The 1950-nt window shown below is 34.0% G+C and carries 2 protein-coding genes; both read left to right on the top strand.

Annotation, left to right across the window (positions count from 1 at the left end; all coding sequences use genetic code 11):
* Window positions 1-51: 51 nt before the first annotated feature.
* On the top strand, window positions 52-465 hold the full coding sequence (locus AB0411_RS37840) for a Cas9 inhibitor AcrIIA9 family protein (RefSeq protein ID WP_366421741.1): 414 nt from the start codon (window positions 52-54) through the stop codon (window positions 463-465).
* Window positions 462-1790 (top strand): PcfJ domain-containing protein, encoded by a 1329-nt coding sequence (locus tag AB0411_RS37835; protein WP_366421740.1) that lies wholly within the window; start codon window positions 462-464, stop codon window positions 1788-1790. The genes AB0411_RS37840 and AB0411_RS37835 overlap by 4 nt, the downstream gene beginning before the upstream one ends.
* Window positions 1791-1950: the final 160 nt, after the last annotated feature.

Raw genomic sequence — 1950 nt, 5'->3', positions numbered from 1 at the left:
GGTGCTTTCCATAAACTAGAAAGCACCACACAATAAGAAAGGAGAATAGAAATGAATGAATTAATGGAAAAGGCACATGCCAAGATGATGGAAGAAATGAGTGAGGAACGTCCAAGGTCGGAAGATATCCTACACAATTGGTTGTGCCAACAGGTACAAGTAGATAATGAGCTTTTAGAGGGGATTCTAAAGGAAGGGAAAAGTATTAGAAAGGCAATGCAGTACTGTTACTCGCAGGCAATGAAGCAAGCAATTGGAGGGTGCGCACTAATTATCCATGATGATGTTTTTCAGTGGGTGACAGATTACTTTAAGAGTGAAGAAGTTGAAATAAAGCAACCAAAGATGAGCGTAACGAATCCATTAGTAACAGTAAGTAAGCAATGCGAAAAAGAAAACCATGTTCCTAAAAAAGAAACAAAATCACCGGAAGGAGAGCAATTAAGTTTGCTAGATTTTCTATGAAAAATGCGAATGATTATGCTAAAAGTTGTCTGAAACCGCCAAAAGCATTCTTTGATTGGTGCTATGAACAAATGCCAACGTACGTATGGAAAAATAAGGAAAAAGAAATTATTGCTTCGGAAAGAAACCATAATGAAGTACGTGAGAAAAGGTTAACTAAAAATTCGAGACTAACTTTTTACGACAGAAAAGAAAATTTTATGACTGTTCTTTGTACGAAAAAGCGAATTGAAATACAGACTTACACAATCGTTTCAAAATTTGAAAATGGAAAACAAATTTTTTTAAGCTACTTGTTAAACCTAGAGCAGTTAGCAAATGATAATCATGTAAAAATTGGACTTAGAAATATTGATCATTATGAATTTGGTCTAACGAATACTGGAACAATGTTCAGCTATAGTACGCAGTATCTGCTTTTATATCAAAATAATTGGTTAAATCGTATAGGTGAAATTTCTGAATTAAGATATTTAGACTTAGAAGAAGAGTATCCAGAAGAGTTACCTCATATTTATAAGTATCGACGATTAATCGAATTTGCACAGAAAATAGGTGCGAGTGAATTAGCTTCGGAGATTATTGCGCAAAGATTAGATATGCGTAAAGTAACTGTTAACTGGTTAAAAAGGAACAAAGAATTTTTTAAAAAGAGCGATAGAAAATACAGCACGTGGGAATTAAAAAATGAGATAGAGAATAGAGGGAGTAAGTTAATCGACGGTGCTGAAAAATATTTGTCAATTCGACTGTTAGATGAGATTCCCAATGGATTATCTTTAATTAGATTTCAAAACTATTTGATTAAGCATAAGGTGAATGCTAGATACTATGTAGATTACATTAACACCTTAAAAGATTTGAATATTTCATTAAGTGAAAGTCACATACTTCCCAAAGATATCTATAAAGCACATGACGAGGCAGTAGCTAGGTTGAATGCAATGAAAAGGGAAGTTGTCCGCAAGGAATTTGCTAAACGAGCGAAAGAGCTAAAAGAATTAGAAATGAGAGTTCAAGGTTATCAATTTCTATTGCCAAAAGAAGCAAAGGAATTAATTGAAGAAGGAAAAGCTTTAGAGATGTGTGTCGGTGGGAGTAGCTATATTAATAGCCATGCCAATGGTGAAACGACAATAGTACTTATTAGGAGGGCTAACGAACTAGATAAACCTTATTACACCTTAGAGTACAGAGATAAAAAAATCATACAATTACATGGTTATAAAAATAAAAATGCAGATAAATTTCTACAAGAAGCCAGTATCGAATGGTTAAAGAGAGTAAATGAGTTAATCGGAGGAGAGATACGACATGTTTCGTAACGTCTTAGGGGAACAAAAAAGCCTATCTTAATCGGTAGTTAAGATAAGCACGCAATATAGCCTATAGCGAAGCATTGCTCCTTTAGTATAACAGTATCTAAAGGAGTAATGCAATAGGTATCATAAGACGGAATTAAGTGAAAAACGAAGCAATAGGAGG

This window comes from Streptomyces angustmyceticus, assembly GCF_040701845.1.
Classification (GTDB): domain Bacteria; phylum Actinomycetota; class Actinomycetes; order Streptomycetales; family Streptomycetaceae; genus Streptomyces; species Streptomyces angustmyceticus_A.
The sequence above is the reverse complement of the archived record's forward strand: the minus strand, read 5'-3'. Positions and strand labels throughout refer to the sequence as shown.